The 18,771-nt window shown below is 49.7% G+C and carries 24 protein-coding genes; 21 read left to right on the top strand and 3 right to left on the bottom strand.

Going from position 1 to position 18,771, the window contains the following annotated elements:
- Positions 1-96 precede the first annotated feature (96 nt).
- From ACOTX2_RS21880 to ACOTX2_RS21805, 16 genes are all read left to right on the top strand, one after another.
- Positions 97-1,212 (top strand): hypothetical protein, encoded by a 1,116-nt coding sequence (locus ACOTX2_RS21880; RefSeq protein WP_057057098.1) that lies wholly within the window; start codon positions 97-99, stop codon positions 1,210-1,212.
- Positions 1,213-1,283: 71 nt separating this feature from the next.
- Entirely contained in the window at positions 1,284-2,060 is a 777-nt protein-coding gene (locus tag ACOTX2_RS21875; protein ID WP_057057099.1) for a hypothetical protein, read from the top strand.
- Positions 2,061-2,140: 80 nt separating this feature from the next.
- Complete coding sequence (locus ACOTX2_RS21870) at positions 2,141-2,599, top strand: hypothetical protein (protein ID WP_057057100.1); 459 nt, start codon at positions 2,141-2,143, stop codon at positions 2,597-2,599.
- A complete protein-coding gene (locus tag ACOTX2_RS21865) occupies positions 2,596-3,000 on the top strand; it encodes a hypothetical protein (RefSeq protein ID WP_057057101.1) in 405 nt (134 codons plus the stop codon). The genes ACOTX2_RS21870 and ACOTX2_RS21865 overlap by 4 nt, the downstream gene beginning before the upstream one ends.
- Entirely contained in the window at positions 3,000-4,322 is a 1,323-nt protein-coding gene (locus ACOTX2_RS21860; RefSeq protein WP_057057102.1) for a DNA ligase, read from the top strand. Before ACOTX2_RS21865 ends, ACOTX2_RS21860 begins: the two co-directional genes overlap by 1 nt.
- The gene (locus ACOTX2_RS21855; RefSeq protein ID WP_154816451.1) at positions 4,322-4,489 is read left to right on the top strand and encodes a hypothetical protein; all 168 of its coding nucleotides are present in this window, start codon (positions 4,322-4,324) and stop codon (positions 4,487-4,489) included. The genes ACOTX2_RS21860 and ACOTX2_RS21855 overlap by 1 nt, the downstream gene beginning before the upstream one ends.
- Positions 4,482-4,772 carry a hypothetical protein gene (locus ACOTX2_RS21850; protein ID WP_057057103.1) on the top strand — a complete coding sequence of 97 codons (291 nt, stop codon included), beginning with the start codon at positions 4,482-4,484 and terminating at the stop codon, positions 4,770-4,772. The genes ACOTX2_RS21855 and ACOTX2_RS21850 overlap by 8 nt, the downstream gene beginning before the upstream one ends.
- Positions 4,773-4,851: 79 nt before the next feature.
- Positions 4,852-5,202, top strand: a complete 351-nt coding sequence (locus ACOTX2_RS21845) for a hypothetical protein (RefSeq protein WP_057057104.1) — start codon at positions 4,852-4,854, stop codon at positions 5,200-5,202.
- Positions 5,203-5,246: 44 nt separating this feature from the next.
- Positions 5,247-5,600 (top strand): YebF family protein, encoded by a 354-nt coding sequence (locus tag ACOTX2_RS21840; RefSeq protein WP_057057105.1) that lies wholly within the window; start codon positions 5,247-5,249, stop codon positions 5,598-5,600.
- Positions 5,601-6,040: 440 nt separating this feature from the next.
- Positions 6,041-6,250, top strand: a complete 210-nt coding sequence (locus tag ACOTX2_RS21835; RefSeq protein ID WP_219989690.1) for a hypothetical protein — start codon at positions 6,041-6,043, stop codon at positions 6,248-6,250.
- Between the two features lie 128 nt (positions 6,251-6,378).
- Positions 6,379-6,990, top strand: coding sequence for a hypothetical protein (locus ACOTX2_RS21830; protein ID WP_057057107.1), 612 nt, complete (start codon positions 6,379-6,381; stop codon positions 6,988-6,990).
- 215 nt (positions 6,991-7,205) lie between these two features.
- Positions 7,206-7,799, top strand: coding sequence for a hypothetical protein (locus tag ACOTX2_RS21825; RefSeq protein WP_057057108.1), 594 nt, complete (start codon positions 7,206-7,208; stop codon positions 7,797-7,799).
- A 95-nt stretch (positions 7,800-7,894) separates the two neighbouring features.
- Positions 7,895-8,383 (top strand): DUF2829 domain-containing protein, encoded by a 489-nt coding sequence (locus ACOTX2_RS21820; protein WP_080378356.1) that lies wholly within the window; start codon positions 7,895-7,897, stop codon positions 8,381-8,383.
- Positions 8,380-8,838 carry a Gp49 family protein gene (locus ACOTX2_RS21815; protein WP_071886810.1) on the top strand — a complete coding sequence of 153 codons (459 nt, stop codon included), beginning with the start codon at positions 8,380-8,382 and terminating at the stop codon, positions 8,836-8,838. The genes ACOTX2_RS21820 and ACOTX2_RS21815 overlap by 4 nt, the downstream gene beginning before the upstream one ends.
- A complete protein-coding gene (locus ACOTX2_RS21810) occupies positions 8,729-8,980 on the top strand; it encodes a GrxA family glutaredoxin (RefSeq protein ID WP_421625984.1) in 252 nt (83 codons plus the stop codon). The genes ACOTX2_RS21815 and ACOTX2_RS21810 overlap by 110 nt, the downstream gene beginning before the upstream one ends.
- A gap of 147 nt (positions 8,981-9,127) precedes the next feature.
- Positions 9,128-9,412 carry a hypothetical protein gene (locus tag ACOTX2_RS21805; RefSeq protein WP_219989686.1) on the top strand — a complete coding sequence of 95 codons (285 nt, stop codon included), beginning with the start codon at positions 9,128-9,130 and terminating at the stop codon, positions 9,410-9,412.
- A 62-nt stretch (positions 9,413-9,474) separates the two neighbouring features.
- On the opposite strand, the gene ACOTX2_RS21800 is transcribed toward ACOTX2_RS21805, so the two are convergent.
- Together ACOTX2_RS21800 and ACOTX2_RS21795 are read right to left on the bottom strand one after the other, a co-directional pair.
- Positions 9,475-9,648, bottom strand: coding sequence for a hypothetical protein (locus ACOTX2_RS21800; protein ID WP_192840686.1), 174 nt, complete (start codon positions 9,646-9,648; stop codon positions 9,475-9,477).
- Between the two features lie 92 nt (positions 9,649-9,740).
- Positions 9,741-10,313, bottom strand: coding sequence for a hypothetical protein (locus ACOTX2_RS21795; RefSeq protein ID WP_057057111.1), 573 nt, complete (start codon positions 10,311-10,313; stop codon positions 9,741-9,743).
- Positions 10,314-10,512: 199 nt separating this feature from the next.
- Here ACOTX2_RS21795 and ACOTX2_RS21790 point away from each other — a divergent pair, with 199 nt between their 5' ends.
- On the top strand, positions 10,513-11,643 hold the full coding sequence (locus ACOTX2_RS21790; protein WP_416503113.1) for a tyrosine-type recombinase/integrase: 1,131 nt from the start codon (positions 10,513-10,515) through the stop codon (positions 11,641-11,643).
- Here the strand turns inward: ACOTX2_RS21790 and ACOTX2_RS21785 are convergent.
- On the bottom strand, positions 11,612-11,992 hold the full coding sequence (locus ACOTX2_RS21785) for a hypothetical protein (RefSeq protein WP_057057112.1): 381 nt from the start codon (positions 11,990-11,992) through the stop codon (positions 11,612-11,614). The two genes, ACOTX2_RS21790 and ACOTX2_RS21785, sit on opposite strands and share 32 nt — an antisense overlap.
- Positions 11,993-12,253: 261 nt before the next feature.
- Between ACOTX2_RS21785 and ACOTX2_RS21780 the strand changes: the two genes are divergently transcribed.
- From ACOTX2_RS21780 to dnaE, 4 genes are all read left to right on the top strand, one after another.
- Positions 12,254-12,466: a hypothetical protein gene (locus tag ACOTX2_RS21780; RefSeq protein ID WP_057057113.1), complete on the top strand. Its 213-nt coding sequence runs from the start codon at positions 12,254-12,256 to the stop codon at positions 12,464-12,466.
- 132 nt (positions 12,467-12,598) lie between these two features.
- Positions 12,599-14,881, top strand: a complete 2,283-nt coding sequence (locus tag ACOTX2_RS21775; RefSeq protein ID WP_421625983.1) for a cobaltochelatase CobT-related protein — start codon at positions 12,599-12,601, stop codon at positions 14,879-14,881.
- Positions 14,882-14,978: 97 nt separating this feature from the next.
- The gene (locus ACOTX2_RS21770) at positions 14,979-16,202 is read left to right on the top strand and encodes an AAA family ATPase (protein WP_057057115.1); all 1,224 of its coding nucleotides are present in this window, start codon (positions 14,979-14,981) and stop codon (positions 16,200-16,202) included.
- A 174-nt stretch (positions 16,203-16,376) separates the two neighbouring features.
- Positions 16,377-18,734 carry a DNA polymerase III subunit alpha gene (gene dnaE / locus ACOTX2_RS21765; protein ID WP_072189984.1) on the top strand — a complete coding sequence of 786 codons (2,358 nt, stop codon included), beginning with the start codon at positions 16,377-16,379 and terminating at the stop codon, positions 18,732-18,734.
- Positions 18,735-18,771 lie beyond the last annotated feature (37 nt).

The following is an 18,771-nucleotide window of genomic DNA, read 5'->3' as shown; positions in this document are numbered from 1 at the left end:
AACAACAAGGGAAAAACACATGAGCGGCCATCATACCCCATCTTCCTTAATACACACAAAATTGCCTTCAAATAATGACCGGAGAGGATTGCTGGCATGAGCGACATTAAAGAGCTTTTGACCGAGCTGGACTTTGAGCAGTGGCTCGATACAGAGGGCATCATCTATCGCCGTGGTGGTGTCAGCGCGCGCGGTCGTGAAATAAACATCAAGGAGTGCCCGGTATGCGGCAGCTCCGGTTGGAAGGTGTATTTCAATCTGACCAACAACGTCGGTAAATGCTTTGCGGGTGATCACCCAGAAGAGATCCAATTCAACAAGCTGGTGTTCCTGAAGCATTACAGCGGCAAGTCACGCCGTGCATTTGAGGAATACGTTAACAATGCGCTGTTGGAGCAGGGCTGGGCGCCGAAACGAGAAGAGGTGAAGCTGGCCAGCGCCGTCGAGCTGGAAGGGCCGGTTTCATTGCCTCGTCACTATGAGCTTCCGATCGAGGGGCAGCTGCCCACTTATCTTGTAGAGCGAAACGTAACGCCTGAGCTGGCCAAATATTTCGACCTTCGATACTGCGTAGAAGGCAAACATGCTTATGTGGATGTCTACAACGACCAGGTTCGTGGCCAAGATTTCGGTATGCGTATTCTGATACCCATTTACGACCTCGATGGCGTGATGAAAACCTTCCAGGGGCGTGACGTTACTGGCACTGCGGAGCGCCGCTATCTCTTCCCCATGACGTTGCCGGCTTCAGGTAAATTTCTCTATAACGGCCACAACGCAGTGGGTAAACAGACTGTCGTGGTGAGCGAGGGCGCATTTGACGTTATTGGTATTAAGCGAGCGCTGTTCGATGAGCCAACGCTGCGGGATTACGTTGAGCCAATCGGGACGTTTGGTATGCACTTGTCTGGCGTAACGACGCAGGACGAAGAGGATCAGTTAGGTGCATTCCTGACGCTTAAAGCGAAGGGGCTGAAGAACGTCGTAATGATGTGGGATAGCGAGAAGCAGGCAATCCGAAACACAATGGCCGCCGCGCGTAAGCTGGTGGGGATCGGACTTAACGTGAAGATAGCCTGTTTGGGTAAAGAGGGTGTTGACCCGGGCGACGCATCTGTTGAGGAAATCATCAAAGCCTACTTCCGAGCGAAGCCCTACACTCGCCAGCTTGAGTTAATGGCAAAGGTAAAAGGAATAGCGGCTTTGGTCTGACCTAAGAAAATAAGTAGCTAACTACCAATCATTAATTATAATGGCGACCAAAGTCTATAAGAGAGATGAAGATGCACCCGAATATCACTCATGAAATCACAAAGCTGGTTAGAGATTCAAAGCTGCCGCTGAACGAAGAAGAGTTCGACTCGGTTGTTGTCCAGGCTATTCAGGCTGGAGCTGACAGAATTGCGACCGCAGAGGCTGGCAAGTTGCTGCTGGCCGACTATCCGTATTTGACGGTCACCATGGTTGTTGGCGACGTTCGTCCAAGCGTGGGAAATGAAGCGCCTCGATGCGCTGCGATCGTCAGCTTTATCAGCCGAATGGGAGATTCACCTGTTACCCATACAGCTGCCTATTACAACGGCTACATTGTCCAGACCCAGACCGTTCTTGAAGAGCTGCACCGTGACGACCTGTGGAAGTTCGTTGAGTTCATGGATGAAAAATGCGAAAGCGTGGAGTCCTCTTCGGCCATAAAAGAACTCTGGGCAACGAGTGTGGTTGGTGACGACAACACTGCAAATATGAGTGTCCCGGAAGGCATGGTTGACCTGGTTCTGGAAGGGCGAGGAACCGCCACCAAAGCGGCTAATGAGAAGAACTTCCCAGCGTTAATGAATTTGACCGGTGGCGATCGTCGCAAGCAGGACATTATCAACGCCTGCAGTTCAGCCTGCGATGGCGTTATGGGCGAGTACGAACGTCGCCTGGTGAAGATGTCTAACGAAATGCCAATGTTGATGCAGGAAGCCAAATCATACGCCCTGCACACCGCTGAAGAGCTTCTGAAGCCTTTCCGCGACCGACAACACGCCGTCATGTCTGGCTGGGGAAGCTGGTAGCCTGACAAAAACGCTATAGCCCCGTATGGGGCTTTTTTATAATTGCGTTAATAAGTGATTAGCTATTTTGGTGATACAGAATGACAGTTTCAAAGACCGACTTTTCGAAGATCCCATCCATATCGGGCAACAACATGTTCAGCCTGAAGTGCGAGGAAGTGCTGATCCGCAAGGAGCCAACAAGAGCGAGTTACACGGTCTGCCAGCACACGATTCTGGCGTTCAAAGAGGGTCGGCTACCGCCTGGCTCATTTAGTGAATGTGTAACGGCTATCCGCGGCGGCAAATGCAAAGCGCTGAAGATGATGGTCGAGGAAGTTCGCGCCGGTGAATCGCTCTACTTCGAAGATTACGGTGCTTTGGTTGCTGAAGTTGCAGCTCGTAACAATCAGAGCAGTTTCGGTGGCCAGCGTAAAACCAAATCCGCGATGTCACTTCTGCCGTCGCGTAAACCAAAAGCAGAAGACACAACAAAAACGGGCGAGTTCGAGGCTATTACAGACCTCCACTCAGCCTTAGTGCAAGAGGAAAACACATGAAAGTTTCGGATCTTAAAGAAGGGGAGCGCGCTTATTTCATGGTCGATTTGGAGGGGCAAAGAGCGTGGGAAGAATGTCGCGTTCTTGCTGTTTCAACATACGGCTATGCGCTTGAGCACAAGGTGAATGGCCAGATTGTGCAGAAGTGGTACGACGCTATTGGAACCGGTGCAGCGCTTCGATTCCGGCGCCTCATCGAGTATTGGCATCAGTGGACGAACAAAGACCACGGTGGGGTTTACGAGCTGGTGATGTTCGCTAACCAAAAAGCCACAATGGAAGGTTTTGTTCCGACCGCAATCTTCAAATCGACATCGACCGGCGACATCTATTCGCTGCCGGTCGAGCAGTTTCACGCTGAATTTATACAACACGGGCCAGTAAAAGGAGTGCCGTTTTAATGGAAAAGCTGATTACCCTTCGAACCAAGCTGGATGACATCAAAGCGATGGGAACCAATGCCAAGAAAGAGGCTTTGGCCAAGCTGGACGACTTCGAGCAAAAAGCCGTGTCGCTGATGCTCAATCCATTTATCCGCTTCGGCATCAAGAAGTATAACGTAGCCCCGGCGCAGCTGGTGTCCACGCCAAGCGACCAGAAGGTACTGGATGTGTTGGATCAGCTGGCAACGCGTCAACTGACAGGTGGAGCTGCCGTAACCGCTGTTGAGTCAATCGTTGGCTCTATGTGTGAGGCTGGTCAGGACGTGTTCCGCCGCTTCCTGCTTAAAGATCCGAAGGCCGGTGTCGGCATCAGCCTTTGCAACAAAATCTTCTCGGCGCCGATTCCAGTGTTTGAAGTCCAGCTGGCCACCGCCTACAAGGAAAAGGGTGACAAGTTCCCATTCAAGCCTAACAAACACGCCAAATGGCCGATGATTGGAAGCATCAAGCTCGATGGGATGCGCGTGATCAGCGAGGTTATTGTTGGTGAAGAAGAGGTTAACTTCCTGTCGCGCACCGGCAATCCAGTTACGTCGCTCGATCACCTTAAACCGGCAATGCTGGAGCTGGCTCGTGCTACCGGTCATCAACACGTCTTCTTTGATGGTGAGGCAACGGTCGGCTCATTCAACGGCACTGTTTCAGCGATCCGCAAAAAGAATGTGAAAGCAGTAGGCGCTCAGTTCCACATCTTCGACTTCTTCTTGCCAGAGTGGAAGGCGTTGGCCAAGACCAAAGAGTACAAAGCCAATGGCATGAAGCTGAAGGAGCGTAAGGCTGCGCTGGTAGCGTGGTTCCGCAATGAAAGAAGCGAAGAGTCAGCTGGTGATTTGGTGCTGGTTCCCTTTGAAATCTACCATAGCCACGAAGAGTACATTGCTCGATTCATGCAGCGTTTGGACGAGAACGAAGAAGGGGAGATGGCTTACGACCCCAACTCTGTTTATGAATTTAAGCGCTCTCGTGCCTGGTGGAAAATGAAGGATGAGAATGAGGCCGATGGTGAAATCATTGGCTTCCTGCCTGGCGACCCGGATGCCGGCTTCGCACACACCCTCGGTAAAATCGTTGTGCGTTTGGAGGATGGCACGGAAGTTCGTGCTTCAGGCTTCAAACATCAATATCTCGATGAGATCTGGCTGAATCAGGATAAATACATGGGGCGCATTGTTAAGGTCAATTTCCATGAATACACGCCAGATGGAAGTCTTCGCCACCCTCGACTCAAGTGGCCAAGCTGCCTTCGTGATTCAGAAGACCGCATTGGGGATAAAGAGTGATGCACAACGTGATTCCATACATCCTATTAGGATTGATCGGTGGGGTGCTCGGTTCGGCATATTTCATCGTTGATATGCTCAAGCAGGAGCTGAAGACCGGCACTGTTGCCATGGGGCGCCGGGTGTACAAGGTTGTTGAAGTTAAGGAATTTAAACGCAATGGGTGACATAACTATTTCTGACGGCCTGTTGATGGCTTACTTTCTACTGAGCGGCTTTTACGCTGCGTTCATGGTGGGCGGGAAAGCCACCAAATTGATTATCTTGTGGTTGTTCTGCCGCACTGCAAAGTTAGAAGACTTGGCCTGGAAGCTGTTTACCATCATAGAAATGAGATACGGCAAATTGAAGGGGCAGCAGAGCTATACAATTCAGGGTAAAGAATACGCTGTACGGATCATGAGAAAGACGCCTGAGCCTGCAGCTGCTTCCCCAGAGCCGAAAGCATAACCATCACCGTCAACAATCACTTAAGCGCCTCTCGTGGGCGCTTTATCATTTCTGCATTGCCCATCAAAGAGTAACCACAATGGATTTCAAACGCTTTCTGTCTATCAAGAAGCCCTGCGCAAACTGCCCGTTCCTGAAGGAGAATGGCATTGAGATCGGGGAAGAGCGCCTTGCGGAAATTAAACAGTCTTTGCTGGACGACGACATGACCCCGTTCCAGTGTCATAAGACAACGCATCCCACTGGGGGCTATCACGACAGTGAGGGTGTCTATCACCCGTCTGGGAAGGAGAAGCATTGTGCTGGTGCTATGGGTTTCCTCTACGCAAAAGGGCGCATGAATGTGCCAATGCGAATTGGATTAATTTCTGGTTTGCTGACGATTGGGCAGCTTGAGGAGATCGAACTACTGATTGATGTTAGCCCCTAGACCTGATAATTATTCTCACTTGGTGTCGATAGGGACTTAGGCGTATGAAAATCAGGAAGAAATTAACATTTGTTATCGTTTTCGTTTTGGCCACTTATTACATTGGGAATGAAATTCAGGCGTTCGTCGAAGGAACAGGGCCATCTTGCGACACCCTGACCTATGAGCAGGCGATGGAGACAATCTCAAAAGACTACCTTGAGTACCGGATGCCGCGCTGGGATAGAGATTCTGAAAAGCTCGGCACCAGGTCGCCCGTCCTTTCTTTCGACAAAGAGAACACACAATTAAGTGATGTCTACTTCGTGCCCTTCAAAGCAGAAGGCACAAGAGGCGTCATCAGTTACTTCGCCATCTACGATTGCAAGAGAGGCGTTGTCGAATACAGCGTTGAATGATCAACACCTGATCAGTTGAAAGCAAAACCTCAAAAATTTATAAGATAGGTATTTACCTACCTACTTATATCAATTATAGTCGCTTTCGTTTTCGGCGGTGAGCGATTATTTTTACTTTTAAAATAAATGCAAACGACACTCAGTACCTGGCAGTAGCGTAATAGCCAAACACCAGCAGGGTCAGTCTCCAGCCCTGTTATCGAAATGGAGCAGACTGAGCGAGTCTGATTACGGAACGCAGGGACGGTGGCCACGGCCACCCGACCGATGGGGTAACGAGATGGGTGGGGGTAATTCCGACATGAACACCCGGGTTTTAAAGGCACTTCCGCCCATCTCGTTACGTCATTCCATATTACTTATGTCATTTATTCTTGGGTTGAATAATCGTAGACGTAGCCCGGCTGGCATGGTTAGCCAGCACAAATTCAGGGATCGATATGCAAGACGTTGATGAGCTTAAGCGAGCGGCCGCAACACTCTTTGTCAAAGCTATTCAGCAGAATCGTGGTGATTACGGCTCCACGAGCACTGTAGAAGCGGTAAAGCAAGGGTGTTCGACGATGACAATAAGCCACGACGGAACTATATCGGCCTACAAAGATGGTGTGCTGAGAGTGCGAATGGGTAGCCTTGTTGGTGATTCGTAATGATTCCATACATCTCAGAATTTAGATCCACACCACGCACCTAACCTTGGTGCTCGTGACAAGATTTTTTAGCTTTGCAGTATCAATGCCCCTCGAAGGGCTACATATAAAATACAAAGGAAAAACACATGTCAGAAGTCAAAAAGGTTATCACCGCGTCCGACCGTTCAGCTAAAGGCGTTGTTAAAGCTGTTGCCGATCTGAGCAAGGTTGCAGTCGAGCTGACAGCTCTGGCGCAGTCTAACGTCAACCTGGCCGAAGAAATTGAGTTCAAGCAATCCCAGCTGGCCGACCTGGATAACCAGATCAACACCAAAGAGCGTGAAGGTGCTGCACAGCTGCGACTGCGTGTTATCGAAAACGAAGACCGCGTACTGGCTGACCTGATGAAAGCTCGTGGCCTGGCGACCATCTCCGTTGCTGATCTGAACCAGCTGAACACTCGTGCAGTGAACGCTGAAGCAGGCAATGAGCAGGCAGTTGAAGAAGCGCGTACCTCTGCATTCCGTCAGGCTGACTCTGCTTCCAAAGCTCAGATTGCTCAGCTGCAGGGCGATCACCGTGTTGAAATGGCTGAACTGAACGCAAACAGCAAAGCCAAAGACAACCGCATCGAGTTCCTCGAAGCGCAGGTGACTCAGCTGCAGGGCGAAGTGAAAGCTGAACGTGACACTCGTCTGGAAATCGCTAAAGCGGAATCTAACCGCCAGGGCGTTACCGTAAACACCGGTAAGAACTAAGTTGCGTGTCTGTTCCCCTCCGGGGGAACAGCACATCGTAGAGCGGGTTGGGTTTATTTATTCACTTAAAGACTCCGCTAACAGTCCCCAGCCCGCTCTACGCTGTGTACGCAGCAGATTATGTCTGCAATCGGTAGCTGACATCGTCGAACTCCAAACCTTACTTATAGCGCAAATACCAAAGGGGCTTCGGCCCCTTTTTTGTTGAGGCAAATATGGCAAGAATGAACGATTGGGATGCTTTTGAAAGGTACAAAGCACAATTACGGGGCTATGAAGATCACGCCAATAATCGCTTCAGCACAAGGATGCCGGCCTGCTTAACGGAAGCATTTGAAAGGTCGATGATGAACAGTGATACCTCTTTCACTTACCAGCGTATCCAATACAAGAACACCATGCCTGGGCGGTTCATTCAGGTGATCGGAGATGGTAGAGAAATTCGGCCACTGAGCTGTATGCAGTTACGCACAAACTTTCTAAGCAGCCGCGAGCGCTATAACGTTGCTCAAATGCCAATGATGCCTTCGACATTCGAAGATGACCCATCAGACCCTCTCGTAAGCAGAGCGTTTAAAACCGTTGCGCTCTCTTCTTTCGTTACCATTTCAATGTCCACGTTGGATAGCAGAAGCCGTCACTTCACTCTCTACTTTGCAGACAAATTTATAGACGGAGCTATTAGCTTCAGCCCGATATTCTTTGAATCTAACGGCGCACGAGTGCCGGACAACGCACCGGCGGAAGAATATCTAACCTGGCCACGTCGCACAGGCAGAAACGAGTTTCTGGCTCGATTTACCAGCTAAGAATAATAGGTAGTGACCTACCAAACATTATTGGCTATTCTTGTCACGAATTTATTAGGCAATGGACGCCTACATACTCACGAAGGGAATCAAAAATGTCAGAAGTTAAACTGCCAGAGTACCAGAGCATCAAGGTGGTTGGCGCCGCAAAAATCGCTTCAATCACCGGCACTGCAATCGGCCTGGATCTCCACAAAAGCATCGTAGAGATTGAAGTTGGCCGCGCCTGGGTTGCTCGCCACCAACCAGAAGTCGGTGGCTACTTTGTTCGCTATGAAGACGGCTATGAGTCGTATTCACCGGCTGAAGCGTTTGAGAAAGGTTATCTGGCGCTCGCAGACGCAGGTTTCGCTGCTTCATTTGGCGTCTCGTTTGGTATCGCCATCGAGCTGCTTAAAGAGGGTGATCGTGTGGCTCGCAAGGGCTGGAACGGTAAAGGGATGTGGCTTGAGCTGCAACGCCCGGACGCTGACAGTGACATGACGCTCCCATACATCTATATGCGTACTGCAGACGGGCAGAACGTACCGTGGCTGGCCAGCCAAACCGATATGCTCAGTGAAGATTGGGTGATCGTGAAATGACAGACGCAGAACTGGAACAGCAGCTGCTCGACAAAGGACTAACCGCACCTCGCGTTACTCTGGAGCACATCGAGAGCCTGATTGCTGAAGAGCATTATTTCTCAGCTTACGACGGCATTCGATCAGCTAACCAGGGCGTCGATGCAGCTTGGTGGGCTAACACGGCCGCCGACCGTCATACGTTTTGCTATTTGCTACTGACCAACGGTTACACTGTCACGGGTGAGAATGCGTGTGTTAGCAAAGAAAACTTTGATCCTGAGTTGAGCCGCCAGCTGGCACGCCGCAACGCTATTGCAAAAATTTGGCCTCTTGAGGGCTACCTTTTAAAACAAACATTGAGTGATGAACAGAATGGTAAAAGTGAAAATTTATGGCAAAGAACAGTGCGCCTACTGCAAAAACGCAAAGGAGCTGGCCGAGCAACTACAGAGCCAGGGCAAGCTGACGTTTGAGTACATCGACATCCAGGTCGCCGGAATCGGTGCGGCTGAGCTGAGTGAACTTGTTGGCCAGCCGGTAAAGCAAGTGCCCCAAATCTTCGTTGATGACAAGCCGGTGGGCGGCTACACTCAGTTTTCAGCGATTAAGTTCTAAGACAAGGCTCCGTTCGGAGCCTTTTCATTTGGCTTGGCCACCTTTCCCATTACGTTAAAAATTACGTAATTCCAGCAATACTGAGTAATAACAATGCGCCATAGAGATACTTTCGACGGTTGGCCTGATGAGCAGGTGATCGCATTCATGACCGAAAACCATTACACCAACATCCGAAAATTGCCTGATGGCGAATGGTGTGGATTGTTCCGCCTGGCATTTACGTGGTCGGTTTGTATGGGCGTAACCCCACTCAACTCTTTCCGCTACCGTTGGTGCTTTGCCGATCGCGAGGAAGCGCTCTACCTCATTGAGACGGCTGAAGAATATGACGGCGTACCGGTTCGAAAAACGTCACTGAAGGGGCATCGCTATCCGTATGGCCAGGCTCTATACAAAGAGAAAGACGAGCACGGATTTGAAAAGTGGTGAAGAGTAAATGAAAAAGGCTCCTATGTAGGAGCCTCATTTCTGGTCGAGCGGGATAATGAAAATTATCCGATACTTACTGGCTTTACGCCTTTCTTTGGGCCGACCATATCCATGTCTTTCTCTTTCTGGCCAACCTTTGCAAGTTTATTGCCATCGATAGACGACCAAAAATCCAGAGAGCGTTTAGCCCCAGCCATCGCCTTATCAGAAGTAATTCGTTTGCTTTGCTTAATCATTTTGTCACCTCTTTGGCCAAAGCCTTCATGAACAATTTTACAACAGTTGCGTTCATTAAACAAACAACCCAATACGCCACATATGTGAGGGGTTATTCTTCATCAGGGTCAATTCCATTAACCTTGATTCGAATAGTGTCGAGAACATCAATCACATCGGCAGACATCTTTGTGAAATCATTCCATACTTGGGCGAACCCGTAACTACGATAACGCGGTTTCGCTTCTTCTGTCGGGTCTTTAAGGTAAATGGTGTCAAGATCTGCCATCTCGCAGAAGGTTGTTGCGTAAATTAGCGCAATGATAAGTACATTGCCTGTTAAGTCCGTCTCTTCATGGGCGATAAAATTCTCTAACATGCAGATAGCAAACTGCTCACGGAGCACATCATATTTGCAGATAATTACTGCCTGAAGACGTTCAGGTTCATCGCGGTCGATCAGCTTCAATGTTATATCGAGGATTCCATCAACGGCGTTGCCGTTGTAGGTTTCCATAGCCCATCGCCAATTCAAGTTGCTCTGAACGGTTCCAGCCTCAAGTAGACGTCTTTCCTCTTCACTCAAAATGCCTACTGAGATATTAGTCCAACCGATGATCTCAATGGCTTCCTGTGTGGTGGCCAGGCATTGCTCATGGATTTGCTGTATGGATAAGTCGCTCACTAAATGGTTCCCTTTAGCTTGATTCCCTTCGGCAATTGTATCTCCAGCCCCCTTTAAAGTTAATCTATTAACTTCTACACAATCAGCCTGGATAAAATGTCAAAATTCAAGAAACGAGCCTTTTATGATTCCATACTTATATAGTATGGAATCATTGTAAAATCCGAGCTATGCTGACCCTAAAAAAGAGGTTTCGCATATGCGCAGTGATTTTGATTTGGCTAAGGCAGCAGAGAACTGTTCCGCAGAGACGATCGCGTTTTTGCAGACCGTCATCGAGTCGCCGCTTGACCAGCTGGAAGATTTCAGTGATTCCGACCCGGCATTCAGGAAAGCATTCATGCTTTTCACTCGGCTATCTTTGTTAGTGACTCGCCGCCGACCCGAGCTTGGCGTCCACTGTATTTTGATACATGTTTTGCCTAAAATTGGCGATCTTCCTCTGTCCAAAATCTCAAAAGTGGTCGTTAACCGGCTGACTAACCCGCTGATCATGGAAGGCAAAATTGTTCAGGGAAAACGTGTCTTTTCCATAATGAAGCAATTCCTAGCCTGGTGCGTGTTTCAGGGGTATCTGGAGAACTCACCAGTTGGCGACATTCCACTGAACAAAGTTGGTGGCTCAAACCCTAAGCCCAGGGAGCGCACTCTAACCGACGCTGAAATCTGGGTGTTCTGGCATGTATGGGATTACTTCGAAGTCTGCGAGGTGACGCGCTGGGCTGCCAGATTGACGCTTGCTGCTGCTCGACGCCCTGACGAGATACTACGTGCAAAATCCGCTGAGTTTGACCTCACCAATAACATATGGAACCAGGGTCGTCGCAACAAGTCGAATCGAGACCACCGGTTGCCCATCAGCCCGATTATGAAACTCTGTATCGAACGGCTGCTTGCCGCTGGCGAGGGGAGCGAATGGCTATGCCCATCTAATAAGAAAGCGGGCCGACCGATGTCTAAGGTGGCCATCAGCCAATCTCTACGCCGAATCCTTGAAACACCTGAAATGCTTGCGCTTGAGCCTTTCACTCCGCGTGACCTCCGCAGGACTGCAAGAAGCTGCCTGGCAAGCTTGGATGTACCGAGTGACGTATCAAGAAAGGTTTTAAATCAAAGCCTTGAAGGCATAGATCGTGTATACGATAGGCACGACTATATAGATCAAATGCAAGAGGCACTGTACAAATACTCAGTATTTTTGTTTAATATAGTCGAAAGCGAGGGGGTGGAGGATTTGAGCCACAAATACAAAGGCGACCGCCTGGATCTCTCAAACAGTCGCCTTGGGCTTGGTGTCGTTAATTTTCGATTGCGGCAAGTATCTTCTTGAGCTTTTCATCTGAAAGAGTGCCGGATGCTTTTGTTTTGTCTCTTAAGGCATTGATTATCTGGCGCTCTTCGTCACTTAGACCAGGGAGGTTTTTCTTTATGAATTGGTGGATGACCGGGTATCGTTCTTCCAGCACCAGCATCATAAAGCGGGTCTCATCTGTGCTAAGAGCTTCAGCGAGAAGGGATACTTTTTCCAATGGCATCGGCAGTCGGCCGGTTTTGATATTGGAAAGGTTGTTTGCGTTTTCGTAGCCAATCTCAGATGCGATCTGAGTCTGGGACTTTGGGGAGGTCAAAATTAGCCCCTCAATAAACGCTGAAATGCGGTTACCTTTTTTAGCGACCATAATATATTTTTTTCCTGCTTACTTATGCGAAATAATTCTTAATAGAGAGGTGTCATTTGCACCATTGCCCTGAGTGTATTACCGGCTAGAAAGTAAGTAAAGGGTTATCCCTGCATAACGATAAGTAACCCACTAACTATTCAGAATACGCCCATATCTCAAGGCGTAATGAGAATTATTTTTGATATAAAACCTTTGATTTTTGTTACATACCGTATAAGATGCCGCCTCATTAAATAAGAACTGTCTCAAAGGTTGTTTATGGATGATCTAATTGCCTCCTTGAAGGCACTTGGCGTAGGTATGATTATCGCCGTTCCTTACCATTTAGTTTCTGACATTATCCTTCGCTGCAACGGTATTGACATTGACTGCGGAGACGACGCCGTCGCATGTTTTCACATCAGCATTGCGCAAATGAAGTACACCCTTGCCTGCACTGGCGAAACCAATCTGGTCACACGTTTTCTTTAATTCTCTTTAGCCTTTCTTAAAATCCAAACCTTGTTACTAGCCTGCGCGTTAATGGTCTCATTCATTGCGCGCAATGTTATTATCACCACTCAGAAAACAAATTGTTTTCATAAACAAGAAATGGAAAAGCACATGAAAAACAAACAAAAAATTAGAAAAGAGGTTCAGATATTTCGCGAAAGTGTTCGCAAGGTTGTTGTCATGCTCTCCGGTAAAGACATTCCTGTGGCAGAACGTGGAAGCCGCGCATACGTCGAATACAACAAAGATGGGACGCCTTGCATGGTGAACCTACCTTCTCTGCCAGATGATGCCACTGATAGCCTCATGAACGCGATCCGTGGCTTCCTTGACCATGAAGTCGCCCACCTCCTTTTCACCGACTCGAAGCTAGCATTTAAGCTACTCGAAAAGAAAGACAGCCCAGCTTTTCACCTCTGGAACGCTGTTGAAGACACCTTCATTGAACGACGCATGGGTGAGGTTTTTTCTGGCTCTAAACGCAACCTTGTCAACACGCAACGGCATGTAATTGAAAAACTTTTCGTTCCGAAAGTGGATGACGCACTAAAGGCTTTATCACGTAACCCGCGGGATCTCTTTCTAAAGTTCCTGTTAATGCCAGCTTTACGTGCCTGGGCGGGACAAACGCCTTTTATTGAGTTCATGGAGCCGTATTGGGCTTATGTTCGCGATCCTGTATCAAAACTAAGTAAAGGTGGTGTGCCGGCTGCTGTGCCAATGTTGATGAGCACCGAAGATTGCATCAAGCTGGCAGGCCGCATTTCACTGGCTTTAAAGGAAGAAATGGAGAAACCAGAAGGTGAATCTGGACATGGTGATTCGGAGGAAAATGATTCGCCTGATCATGTAGGTAGTGAACAACCTACTAAATCAAATGATGAATCTGTTAGTGATAAGCCTGGCAGTGATGATGAGACACAGGAAGAAGAAGAGCCTGCTCCTGTAAATAATAGTAATGAAGATAATATAAAAGATAAGGAAGAAGGCTCTGAATCAGATACTGACTCCAGCAACGCTAATGACTCCCAGCCTAAAGATGGTGACGCTCACGAGGATGACGCCCCAGCTACATCAGGTGATGGTGATGGTAAACCAGAAGGTGAAGAGGAATCTGATCAGTCTGAAGGGTTTGGTGGATTTGAGGGCGAGTCGGACGACAATGAACCATATAATGAGCAGCCTGAAAGTGGTTCGGGCGGTGCAGACGATACTGATTCAGCGGCCAACTCAAATGACCAACAAAGCACACCAGGTGATCTAGAAAGTGATGGTCGTCAGGAAGCCACCCAGGGCGATCTAAACGAAGAAGATGGCGGTACTGGTGAAATTCCATTGGACGCAGCGTTTAAGGCGCTGGAAGGCACTGAGGTGGCTCCAGAGCAAGGTATGGAGGAAGCGCTCAACGAGGTAATGGCCAACGAGCTGAAAGGTGTGCCAAAAGGCTCATATCGCCCATATCAACGCTCCTACGACTTTATTGGCCCGATTGATGAAGTTGAGAACCATCTCCGCAAAACTCATAAAGCTTTTGGCCGCATCCATCTTAACCGTGTTTTAAAGAACTGGCGTATCGACGACGAAGGCACCAGTTTATTTGCCTCGAATGTCGAGCGTCGTCTCGCTGATGGATCGGCTTCAACACTGGCTAAAGACCTTGAACGTGCCATTGCGAGCCGTAACAAAGTCCAGTTCGTACCTGGTCAACGTCGTGGAAAAGTGCATAGCGCTAATTTGTACCGACTGTCTATGAACGATGACCGCGTATTCCGTCGCAAGGAAGACCATAAGGCAGTAAACGCTTGTGTGCAGCAGGTTATCGACTTGTCTGGCTCGATGCAGGGTTCGAAAATTTGTCTCGCACTGGCCTGCGCCTACACAATTTCTGACGCGCTCGATCGCATAAATGTTCCGAACATCATTACCGGGTTTACAACTGCAGGCTGTGACATCGATGCAGCAAGGAAGATGGGTCGCGGCTACAACCGCTATGAATCATTGATGCTCCCCACTATCAAGGGTTGGCACGAACGAGCAAACACGCCCACCACACGCAAACGCTTAGGCTGCTTGTCAGAGAGATTCCCCCTTGAAGACAACATTGATGGTGAATCAATTATGGCTTTAGCTCAGCACTTTGCTGGCCGCACTGAGGATAAGAAAATCATGCTTGTCATGAGTGACGGTGCACCAGCTGGAATCGGTCATGACTTCAGCGACCATCTTAAAGCTGTGGCTGAGTCAATAGAAGGCAGTGGTCTTATCGAACTAATGGGTATCGGCATTCTTACGGATGCTCCCAGCCGGTTCTACAAGAACCACGTCGAAGTTAAAAAAGTGGAAGACCTGGGCGCCACTGTCGTGAGGAAATTGTCTCAATTGATACTTGGCTAAGCTGTGCCGATAAAGATAAGTAGGCAGCTACTTATCTTTTTATCTTAAAATTATTACTATAAGCACCAGATAAACAAAAACGAGAAAGGAAAAGCACATGAGCGCCGTCCAAGTCCAAGACACCCCAGCGAAGGAAACCATCACCTGCCATTGGTGTTCTTGCGAGTTCCACCACCTGAAATCGCATCTGCAGGGCAAATGCACCGGCATTCCTGAAGAGCATAAGAGCAGTACCGTAGAAGACATCATCGCGGCATACACCACTCAGTTCCCCAACGCCCCAACGATTTCACCTTTGGCCATTAAGACAATTCAGGCTCGTAAGCAGGAAATTCAAGCTGCTGAGAGCAAAGCACCGACCGTTAAGGTTGGCTACATCGGCACTGAGGAATACAAGGTGGAGATGGTGGCCGCACACGAGCTGCTTGGCGTAGATCTGAAAAATCTATCCACCGCGCTAAACCAGCCCCTCAAGGTATCAGTGAACGTAAACACGCCATTCCCAGAGTTTGTACCGGTGGCCAAAGACAACTACGTATACGGTGACTTTGAGCTTATCAAAGATGTTCTGATGATGATGGAGCTGGGCATTCCAGGCTATCTGTGGGGTCATGCAGGCACTGGCAAAACCTCTCTACCAACTCAGCTTTGCGCCCTGATGAATCGACCGGTCATCCGCTCTCAGCACACCGCTTCGACGGAAGAAGCTCATATCTCCGGGCAGATTCTGGCACGAGACGGTTCAACTTATTTCGAGCCTGGCTTGTTGGCACTGGCAATGCGTCACGGCTGGGTATATCTGGCAGATGAATACGACTTTGCATTCCCTCAAATTTTGGGCATCTACCAGCCAGTGCTGGAGGGTGAAGGTCTTGTCATCAAAGAAGCTACCCCAGAGTGGCGCCGCGTTGCACCGCACAAACGGTTTGCTTTCATCGCCACCGGCAACACAAACGGATCTGGAGACGAAACAGGACTGTATCAGGGTACAAACCTGCAGAACGCCGCCAACTTCTCTCGCTTTGGAATTGTCTCGAAAGTTCATTACATGAGCCAGCGCGCCGAAACCAACATGCTGGTCAAAGCAGGCGCTACAGATGATTTCGCTCAGAAGCTGGTGCGCTTCGCAACTCTTATTCGTGAAGGCTACGAAACCAGCGTGATCTCACAACCAATTGGGCCGCGCGAGCTGCTGCTGTCTCTTCAGGTTGGTATTCGCCGCGGTGACATTCCAGCTGGTCTGCAACGCGCATTCATCAACAAACTCCCTTCAGCGTCTGCCCAGGCAGCGCGCGAGATCGCGGATCGCATTTTCGTATGAGCAAAGGCTGCTTTGGTTCACTGATAGCAGCCTCTGAAACTAATCCCGTTTGCATGGCATGTTCCAGCAAGCGGGATTGCTTCGTTAAGGCACAAGAGACCGCTATCAAGATTTACGGGAAGTTCGCTGGCTTCCCAAACGACAAAATAAAAAAGACAAGTAAGGCAAAAGCACATGAAAGCATTAATGGTACGAACTGACTTCTCCCTGGGTGAGTCGTCTTTGAAGGCAGAGCGCGCCGTAGAGAAAGCCCGCGAAATGGGTTACTCGTCGGTGATCTCCGCTGACAGCATGAATCTGGCATCCGTAATCCCCTTGCAGATGGCGGCTGGTGACGATGTCGCGGTCATTTGTGGTGTAAAGCTGAACCTGGTTGACGATCCTACATACGAGCACCGCGCTCGACTCGCTAAGGAGTCTAAAGGATGTATGGAATCATTAACGCGCGCGCGCAGCTACAGCTTCACGGCGCTCATTAAGAACGAGCAAGGTTATGTCGATCTCTGCGAACTGATGACGCTGGCAAACACACGCGAGCAGTTTTATCACGTTCCCCGTCTTGAGCTGGCGCAACTGCTGGCGACGTTCGCCAAAGGCAACATCATCCTGCTGACCTCGGACATGGGAAGCGTATTCCAGCGCCCGGACTTCGCGAAGATTATCGCCCAGCTGGTTCACGCTGGCGGCCGTGAGAACTTTTACTGCGCCGTTTATCCGATTGCTACCCCACTCTATGACCAGCTGAATAGCAAAGCGCTCAAGGTGGCCAGTGCTCTTAAGATCGAGCCGGTGGCGTTCTACCCTGCTTACTACGAGGCTCCCACTGACGCTGACATCAAAGACATCGCGCATATGGTGCTGAACAACATCAAAATCGACCAGCTGCACCGTATGCGAATCCCGTATCAACGTGACAATGGCGTTAATGATCGCCGCCACTTACTCCAGCTATTGAAGGAGTTTGCGGTGCGGATGGGTGTCAACGTCACGCCAGCAATGGTCTCAACAACTCAGGACGCGATCATTGATGCGTGTACATGGCGCTGGCACCCGCTGGAACCCGCTTTACCAACCATGGCAGATGATGAGCCAGCCACATTGCGTAAACTCGCTGTAGAGGGGCTGAGGAAGCGTCTTAGCACCAAAGAGTTCGGCTATGCACCACCAGCCACAATGCACCGTGATTATGTTGAGCGCCTGAAGTACGAACTTGATGTTTTAACCCGCCTTGGCTTCTGCGGCTACTTCCTCATGGTTCACGACCTGATGAATTACGCTCGCGGCGCCGGGATTCCTGTTGGGCCTGGCCGTGGTTCATCCGCTGGCTCTCTTGTCGCCTGGTGCGTGGGGATTACAAACGTAGACCCTATTCGCCATGGATTGCTGTTCGAACGTTTCATTAACCCTGAACGTCTCGACTTGCCCGATGCTGATCTGGACTTTAGCCAGGCACGTCGTCACGAGGTCATTGAGTACCTGGGTGAGCGTTACGGGGAGGATTACGTCGCTGGCATTCCCAACTTCACATACCTCGGTGCAGCTTCAGCACTGCGCGACACCGCACGTATCTTTGGCGTGGATTCAGCGGATATGGCGGTATCGAAAGACCTGCGCTTTGTCGATGACGATTCACTGTCACTCGAAGAGATGCGCGAAGAGCTTTCCAGCCTGGACAAATACGCAGCCAAATACCCGGACGCATTTAACGCGGCCACCAAATTGCAAAGTCTCATGCGCGGATTCGGCCGCCACGCAGCTGGCATGATCGTAGCCGGTGTGAAACTGACAGAGCGCACACCGGTCGAGCGACGCGGGGATGCGCGTGTAATCGCTTTTGACAAGCGTTACTGCGAATCCATGGGATTGATTAAGTTGGACGTGCTAGGTCTCGCTACGCTCGATCTGCTGGCTTATGCGCAGCAATACGTGAAAGAAGCCACGGGAAGCGTGATTGATCTCGATGCAATTCCACTAACTGACAAAAAGGTTCTTGATGGCTTTGCCGGTGGCCACACCCAGGGCGTGTTCCAGCTTGAATCAGGATCGATGCGTAAGCTGCTAAAGGATCTGGGCGGCGGCATTGATCCGATGAGCTTTGAAACAGTTGTCGCCACGACAGCATTATTCCGACCTGGCCCGATCGAATCTGGAATGTTGGACAGCTACGTTTCGGTGGCCAAAGGCTTCAAAGAGGCTGATTCCATCCACCAGGTACTCGATGAGCTTACCTCTGAGACCAATGGGGTAATTCTCTTTCAGGAACAAACCATGAAGGCCACGCAGCTGCTGGCCGGCTTCACGCTCGCGGAAGCTGATGGCGTCCGAAAAGCGATCGGTAAAAAAGACATGGAGAAGATGAAGAAGGTCGGTAACCAGTTTATCGAGCAAGCCCAGGCCGGCTGGATAGAGGTGAAGCTGGAAGACGGAACCACTCGCCAGTTCCACCGCGCGGAGCACTTCAAATGTGCCGATGGCAAGCTGCGAACCATCGAAGAAGCAATGCACGATGGCGCCGACGTTCTGGGCATCTAACCGTTTAACGCAGCTTGGATGCCGTATCTGAGCTGCG

It is taken from the genome of Enterobacter cloacae complex sp. IR5412 (genome assembly GCF_049237385.1).
Taxonomy (GTDB): Bacteria; Pseudomonadota; Gammaproteobacteria; order Enterobacterales; family Enterobacteriaceae; genus Enterobacter; species Enterobacter intestinihominis.
This window is presented reverse-complemented; position numbering and strand designations above follow the sequence as displayed.